Below are 7,784 nucleotides of genomic sequence, written 5' to 3'. Positions count from 1 at the left end.
ACAACCGCAGCAACGAGGTAGGTAGGCCGCACGAAGGGGATTTCGATGGGCTAACCCTCGGGCTGATCGGGGCGCCAACGGCAATCTTCGTGGGTGCGCTCGACCATAATGGCACTCCCGCGAACAAGACGCGGCTGGCCCGATACTCGAATTATCCCGGCTCAAACCCCGAGGTGCGGAACCACTTCCTGACCGTGGGTGTCGAGGGTGACAAGACTGGCCTATACGGCACGTCTCATGCGGCACCTGTGGTTGCAGGCTATGCCGCCATCCTTGGTAGCAAGTTCACGTCCGCAACTCCGAAACAGATTACTAATCAGCTGCTGGATACAGCCAGGACCGATACGCTCGTCAACTACAATCCGGCGACTTACGGCCGCGGCGAAGCCAGCCTTTCGAGGGCGCTGGCACCCGTTTCGATCAGGTAGACGAGCACTTCGATCGAGCAACTGATTCTGTGAGGCGTTGAGAGCCACACAAATCGCCTCCCAGAATTCAGCAGCTGTGCCGTTGACCGATCCAATCATAAACAAGAGCCACTGCGTTTTTATCGAAGTCCGTTGCCGGTAAACAAGGCCGAATAGCGCTTTCCCATCTCATGTATGAAGGCAGAGCAATGTCCTTCCGCTCAATCACAGCCGCATCACCTTCTTCTCCTGCAGGGCCAGTTCTGACCAAGGAAGAGCGGAGCGCCGGCGTCACCTCTGCGTCATGGTCTTCCCAGCCTGGTGCTCGAACGGCGAGAGCGCCCGAACTCGAATGTGACATCCCTGGAAAGAGGCATCAAGCCGCAGCAGCTGGTGTCAGTCGAATATTCCAAGATTCTATCGGCGCCTGTCGCGAGGTTTTCCGGGCGTGAATTTTCGATTGGGCGATGCGTTCGCGCTGAGTGGGGTCTTGGCGGAGCAGGGCGGAGCAGTTCGACTGTGTCATAGGCAATACTGAGCTTTCAGACGGAGCAGCGCAGAGCCTTGCTCGAGGATTTGCTGGCCCGCATCCTTGCTGGAAGACCCGTGATGCAAATCACCTAACGGTCCGTTGTCACCAGTGATCAAAACGCCGGACCGATAAAGTGTCTCACCATGATTTCGTCGTTCGCAACGTTCCGCCTGCACAGCTGTGGACCTACAGACCAGCACTCTTACGACGCCGGGAATAGGGGAGCTTTTCGCAAGTCACCGCTCGGATAGGGCGTCATGTCTGGGACTAGACCAGGATCGCCTCCCAGACTTGATCGGAGCGTTGGATTCGGCACGATCAGCTTTTCGGCCCGAAGTCCTTCGATCCGGCAAGCGCATCGAAAACATGTTGCTTGGCTTGGCGCACGCTCGCTTCCAGCGACGCTCCAAGAGCAAGTGAGGCCGCGACTGCGCTGGCGAGATCAACCTGGCCGCTGGCCTCGAAGACAGCCTGATCCGGGAATTCGACCCGCCATGGAATGGCCGCGAGAAAGGGCCAACCCATTTCGGAAGAAGCGGAGTGCGAGGAGGCCGAGGAAACCGAGACCGACAAAGCCGTCGCCCCTCCCGCCGTCGATATCCGGACGGAGCCGAAGGCATCGTCCCTGCCCCGGTGCCTTTTACCATCCAGCTAAGGCCGACTTACTACCGGAAGGGCTTCCTCAACCCCGGCGTGGAAGCCAGCCGACACCTGGGCAAAGAAGGCGATCCCGTCCGTATCCGTTTCAGCAACGGTGCCGAGCCCGTGATCTCCAAGATCAACAGGTCGGCAAACCGGACCGGTGCCGTCAGGGTAGTCGGCGGTAATCCCCACGTCGCCCGGTGGTTTCACGAGAACTTCCGGGAGGGAGACACCGTAGAGGGGCGGGTTCTCGATTGCATACGATCATGTTGCTGGCTCGGTGACGACATGACTTATACGATCTTCCAGATGCGGGAGGAGTTTCGGCAATCACGGATCAGAGCACTCATTTTATGTGGAGCAGGCGCGACGCAGACTTCCCGCGGGCGGCCATGACCTGTTGCGGACTGAGCGACGTCTTCTTAACGTGGCATATGCTTTATCACGAGGACTTCGTCACTTTCACTCTGCTAGACCGGGAGGTGACCCTATCAGGGCGGGCGGCTACTATCCTTCCAGACGAACTCCTCCGGACCGACGGCCCCGGCCTAAGTGGGCAAGATCTCGGGCGGCTCGTCCGGTCGCTGCAGATCGCCTCGGTCGCTGGGCTGGCGACCCACGAGACTGCATCAGTCGCTACTGCACTGACAAAGCAGTTTGCCTCCGATAGGTACGTGGATTTTGCCCGAAGAACCGGTGGCTCGATGCCATCGCATGGGTCCGTCTCATGCACGGCAAAGTCGAGCTCGGGGTTTTGATGAAGATGCCTCCGCCAGGCGGTGACCTCCTAGGCCAAGGCATGAAACGTCGCGACAGAATGCATGCTGACTCCGTTCATAGACGTCTGGCGGGCCGTCGGAGGGCCATGTGCTTCGCCATCAGTGCAGAATTTATTGTAAACGTTTGGAATAGTTCGGGCAAAACTCGCGCTTAGGTGAAAAGAAACGGTCGCCTAATCCTCGACGATTGCAATAATGGCACCTTTTATATCGGCTAGCGTTTCATTCAGCGTCCGATCTTGCAACGAGCGTTTCGGATCGCTAATGCCACATTGTGGTTTCGTATCTAGGGTGTAGGTATGATGGATGATCTTGACCGGCGGATACTCGGCGCCCTTCAAAAGAACAACAGGCTATCGTTCTCCGAGCTTGCGGACCTCGTGGGTTCGTCTGCTGCCTCATGCATGCGCCGTGTCAATAAGTTACGCGGCGACGGGGTTATCACCGCAGACATCTCCCTAGTCGACCCCAAGGCGGTCGGTAAGTCGCTGACCGTGGTCGTCACAGTGGAGCTCGATCGCGAGCGTTTAGACCTTGTCGACGACTTCAAGCGAGCAATGAGGGCGGCGAAAGAAGTCACTCAATGCTATATGGTGACAGGTGATGCTGACTTCGTTCTTATTGTAGCAGTAGAGGACGTTGAGGCCTTTGACGTTTTTGTAAAGACCAAACTCTACACAAATCCTAATATCCGCAAGTTCAAGAGCATGATTGCGCTGGACCGCGTGAAGTTTGAGCCCCGGTCGCTAGTGTAGGCCCTTTTAAGGCTGAACGTTTCCGCCACTTCCATCCCGTTTTTGAAGCGTGCATTGCGGCCGGGGCGCCACTTTGATCGCAATCATGGCATCGAAGTCTGCGATTTAATTGGAACACCGGGCGACCGGCGGCCGGCCACAAAAGGGGTTATGGCCCCGCTCAAGCGGTAATCGATCGCGCTGACGACGTCTGGCACGCGCAGCGTGCTGGCGATCCGAGGTGCGCCAACATTTGGATTGCTGAGCTGTGGAGCCGCTGGGCGGTTCCGCAGCGGCAAATCGTAGCCGGGCGTGCGGAGCGCCTGGTTGCAAGATTTGGAGGACTCAGGAATGACACTTGCTGCAGCCGAACCTGCAACAGCTCTCCCAGCCATAGAGCAACGCCACCGGGATCAACGGCAGTATCCCCATGGCGTAGCCTTCATGGATGGTCAGTACCTGCCGATGTCCGAAGCCAAGGTCTCCGTTCTGGACTGGGGCTTTCTGCATTCCGATGCCACCTACGATACCGTCCATGTGTGGGATGGGAGGTTCTTCAGGCTGGACCTGCACCTGGACCGGTTCTTCCGCGGGATGGAAAAGCTCCGTATGAAGCTTCCCTACAACCGCAGTGAGATCGAAAAGATCCTGTCGACCTGTGTGGCGCTATCCGAGCACAAGTCGGCGTATGTGGAAATGATCTGCACGCGAGGCGGCTCGCCCACCTTTAGCCGTGACCCGCGCCAGTCGGAGAACAGGTTCATCGCATTCGCGGTGCCTTTCGGGTCGGTTGCCAACGAGGAGCAGCTGCAGCGCGGCCTGCATGTCGCCATCAGCAACACCGTCCGGATCCCGCCCAAGTCGATCGATCCGACCATCAAGAACTATCACTGGCTCGATTTGGTGAACGGCCTGTTCGATGCGTACGACTTCGGTGCCGAAACCGCATTGCTCGTCGACATCAACGACAACATTGCCGAGGGGCCAGGCTTCAACGTTTTCACCGTGAAGGACGGCCGCTTGAAGACACCGGCTTATGGCGTCCTTGCCGGCATTACCCGCCAGACCGTATTTGATCTATGCGACGAACTGAGCCTATCCGTCAGCGCCGGCGACATTGATCGCGACGAGCTGAAGGGCTCCGATGAGGTTTTCATCACGTCTACAGCGGGCGGGATCATGCCCGTGTCCAAGATTGACGAAACCGTTGTAGGCGACGGCAAGGTTGGCGCTCTAACACGCCAGCTGGCAGACCTGTATTGGGAGAAGCATGCTGATCCCGCATGGTCGACCGCGGTAAATTACGCATAGTACCGCAATATATTGCCGATAGGTCCTCCCCGGTGCGGGGAGGGCTGCGCTGCCGTGAGTCTGCCGATGACCGACGCTTTCATTTCTCATCTCTCGATCGAACTCGCCGGGCTGAAAGCGGCCGGCCTCTACAAATCCGAACGGGTGATCACTTCGACCCAGTCGTCCGAGATCGAGGTCGGCGGGCAGAAGGTGCTTAATTTCTGCGCCAACAACTATCTCGGCCTTGCCGATAGCGCCGACCTGCGCACGGCGGCCAGCCAGGCACTCGACCGCTACGGCTACGGCATGGCGTCGGTGCGCTTCATCTGCGGCACGCAGGAGGAGCACAAGCAGCTCGAGGCGACGATTTCATCCTTCCTCGGCCTGGAGGACACCATCCTCTATGGCTCCTGCTTTGACGCCAATGGCGGCTTGTTCGAGACGTTGCTGGGGGAGGACGATGCGATCATTTCCGATGCGCTGAACCACGCCTCGATCATCGACGGTGTGCGGCTGTCGCTTGGCAGTTAACTGGGTTCTTCCTCAATTTGTGTGGCGCGGTGGCAGCATTCGTGCTCTCAGCAGTTCGGGGCCTGCCCTGCCGTACATTGCGCGCTTGAGGGTCTTGAGGCGGTTGATCTGACCTTCGGCCTGTCCGTTGCTCCAGGACAGCTCGATGGCGTTGTTGACGGCATCGATGTCTCTGCGCAAAACACGGGCGAATCGCATGATCGGAATGATGTCGGAGTCGATTGCATCGTCGATCCAGGGGGCCAGTGTTTCCGACCTCTTGCTTGCCATTAAGGCGCCAGATCAATTGAACGCCCATACCAGTGAGCCGTCCCGTCGCTTAGTCCAACACGTTTTTAGCTTAGCGTCGCGGTCCACCTCACCGCGCTGACGCCATTCACCTTCTGCGCGACCCCAAGCTAAACACGCTGTGCGATGATTAGGATACCGAATACACCTAGTCCCGGCCGCTCTTGCTGCCCACTTGAGGCGTTCGTCGATCGGATAGAGGCTTCGATTCAGGAGACCTGCGGCAGCTATTCCGGAATGGCCGCCGCCCTGCAGTTCCGCCGCGCCCGCGCCAGGTTCTAGTGATCGACGCCGGGCTGCGGCGGACGCTTTTTGCCAGTCATTTGCCTGCTTTCCTGCCCCAGGACGACGTCGATCCGGCCAAAATCGCCAAGGGTCGCCTGAGCAGCTTTCGCGCTGCGAGACGCTCGCCTGGTACGACGGAACGGCCGAACGGGTGAGGGGAGCCGCGACTCTTTCGGCTTCCGACTCGCCGACGTGCCCTCGGCGGAGGGCCGTTGTAATGGACGCCCATGTTTGCCCGCTGCAAAGGCTGCCGAGAACTCTGCCCTGGAGCAGGCGGATCCTTCGCGGACTGTCCCGGCGCGGCGCTGCATCCCATAAGCTTGTTCGTTGGTGGCGACACGCTCCTGGTTGGCCTTGAAGTGCTCCCAGTCGATATAACCCGGATGCAGGTCGGCAGGACTAACCGCCACTCGGCCATATTATTCACCTTGATCTGCGAGACGCCGCCGCCCGGCCGGGGCCGACCAAGCGTTCGACCGTAGAAAAAGGCGCCGGCATATCTCGGTTATGCAGGACCTGGAGGATGCGGCCGTGCTGTGGCGGCGCCCAGATGCGTTCGCTGCGGTTCCTGCGCAGTCGTCGCGGGAACAGGAGGCCGTTGTCAAGGGTCACCTGCCGCTGAAAATGACAGGCCAGGATGAAGAGGCGCAGGTTCGCGCCCCAGGCCGCCAACAACCCCCGCCTGCAGCGGCGCCACGAGCCTCTCGCCGCTTGGTGTCACCCAGCACTCCCAGCGATAGCGCATCACCCCGGCCGACAGAACCAGATCGCGCACCAGGATCGTCTTGTACCCCTTGAAGCGTGAGCCCGCAGGAGCGCTCTCCGCAACCGTCACCTCGTGGCTCACGCGACCGCCGTCGCGCTTTGCGCCGCGACGGGGTCGCTTCCCCTTGCCAGATGCCGGCTGCGTTGCCCATTCCGACGGCTTGGTCGGCTTGTCCGGAGGGCGATCTTGGGGTCTGGATCTCGGCGCGCAGCACCTGGTTCTCGATCTCAAGGCTCTCGACCCGGCCTCGAAAACCGCGCACTAAGCCGATCAGCGCAGCAAACGGCCCGCGGAGCTGAGCAAGCGACAGGCCTTCAAGCGAATCAGTCGGTGGTAGCGTCCGCAAATAGTGAATCACGAACGCGCTCGCCGCAAACCCCCTCCGCCCGGAAAATCTGATCCGGTTATGGCTCTCGACGTGACCCAGAGAGCTGGGAGAAGCCTCTGCGAGACTACAAGTGTAACACCATATTGGTGTAGCAAATCAATCTTCGGTGGTAACCTCTGGGGTAGAGAAACGACTCTGGAAGCCGAGCAATGGATCGCGATAGCAAACTGACACGTGCAGCCGCGACGGGAGGAGGGCCGAGGAACGCCGTAACCACCTTGACCTTCCAGACGGGCCACTGAACCAATGTTGCAGAACGGTTGGTAATCGCTAACCCGCGCGATACAGCACGTGATCTTGGGAGCTTCAAATCCGCCGAAAGGCAAACGCGACGTGCAGTTCAGGACGTTGCACTTCTTTGTGCTCGATGAATTCAAGCACTTGGGTAAGCTGGAGGCGATCGAGACCGCAATTACGACCATCGCGGACTACAAGGGTCGCTTCATGCTCCATCATCCAAAGCCTTTCGGCTCTGACGGGGGGGGCATGGCGAGGCTGGCAAGCAGAATTTTCTCAGCAATACTGGCCTGCAAGTGTTCGTGGCCACTGCCGATGACGAGACTCCAAACTACATTTCCAAAGCTATCGGTGAATACAACGTGTCAAGCCTAATCGATTTCTACAGCCAGGCGCGAACGTTCGATTGGAACATCCAGAATTCGATCAAGGTGCACCGCTGTTGCGTCCAGAACAGGTGCGGCTACTCAATGACGAGTACGAGATTGTTCTCATCAAAGGTCTGCCACCACTGCAATTGAGGAAGGTGCGATATTTTTCGGATCGCATTCTGAAACGCATCTTTGAAAACCAGACAGGCGCCCTCCCGGAGCCGGCGCCCTTGATGAAAGCAGACGAGGGGCTTTCGGCAGAACCTCAACTCAATGAGCCGCTGCGTGGATTAGCGCAGGACTTTGACGATGCAGTTTGATGTGAGGCTAGTGTGGACCCGCGAAATAGTAATCCATCCCGAGTAACAGCTTCGTCGCAGGTGCAGGACGCCGACTTGGAAGAGGGGCAAGCGGGCCAGGCCCGGCAAGTGGGCGATGAGCAGCACCTTGCCGAGGCCCGGAGGCTGTTCGATCAAGCTGATGAGTCGCCAACCAGTCCAGAGGAGGTTCTGCGACTGGAACAGGGGTTGA

General features: G+C 58.9%; 3 protein-coding genes and 3 pseudogenes. 5 read left to right on the top strand and 1 reads right to left on the bottom strand.

Annotated features, from left to right (window positions below; translation table 11 throughout):
• From AC0L3E_RS34225 to AC0L3E_RS34210, 4 genes and pseudogenes are all read left to right on the top strand, one after another.
• A partial coding sequence (locus tag AC0L3E_RS34225) for a S8 family serine peptidase (RefSeq protein ID WP_473606860.1) occupies window positions 1–428 on the top strand: 428 nt, incomplete at its 5' end.
• A gap of 2,231 nt (window positions 429–2,659) precedes the next feature.
• Entirely contained in the window at window positions 2,660–3,115 is a 456-nt protein-coding gene (locus AC0L3E_RS34220) for an Lrp/AsnC family transcriptional regulator (protein WP_473606858.1), read from the top strand.
• A gap of 330 nt (window positions 3,116–3,445) precedes the next feature.
• Window positions 3,446–4,405: an aminotransferase class IV gene (locus tag AC0L3E_RS34215; RefSeq protein WP_473606857.1), complete on the top strand. Its 960-nt coding sequence runs from the start codon at window positions 3,446–3,448 to the stop codon at window positions 4,403–4,405.
• A gap of 66 nt (window positions 4,406–4,471) precedes the next feature.
• Window positions 4,472–4,906: pseudogene (locus AC0L3E_RS34210) on the top strand (aminotransferase class I/II-fold pyridoxal phosphate-dependent enzyme); the annotation flags it as partial.
• Window positions 4,907–4,930: 24 nt separating this feature from the next.
• Here the strand turns inward: AC0L3E_RS34210 and AC0L3E_RS34205 are convergent.
• Window positions 4,931–5,164, bottom strand: a pseudogene (locus tag AC0L3E_RS34205) (transposase); the annotation flags it as partial.
• Between the two features lie 1,838 nt (window positions 5,165–7,002).
• Between AC0L3E_RS34205 and AC0L3E_RS34200 the strand changes: the two are divergent.
• Window positions 7,003–7,573 (top strand): annotated as a pseudogene (locus AC0L3E_RS34200) (type IV secretory system conjugative DNA transfer family protein); the annotation flags it as partial.
• Window positions 7,574–7,784 lie beyond the last annotated feature (211 nt).

The sequence above is a fragment of the Mesorhizobium sp. WSM4822 genome (assembly GCF_055811155.1).
This window is presented reverse-complemented; position numbering and strand designations above follow the sequence as displayed.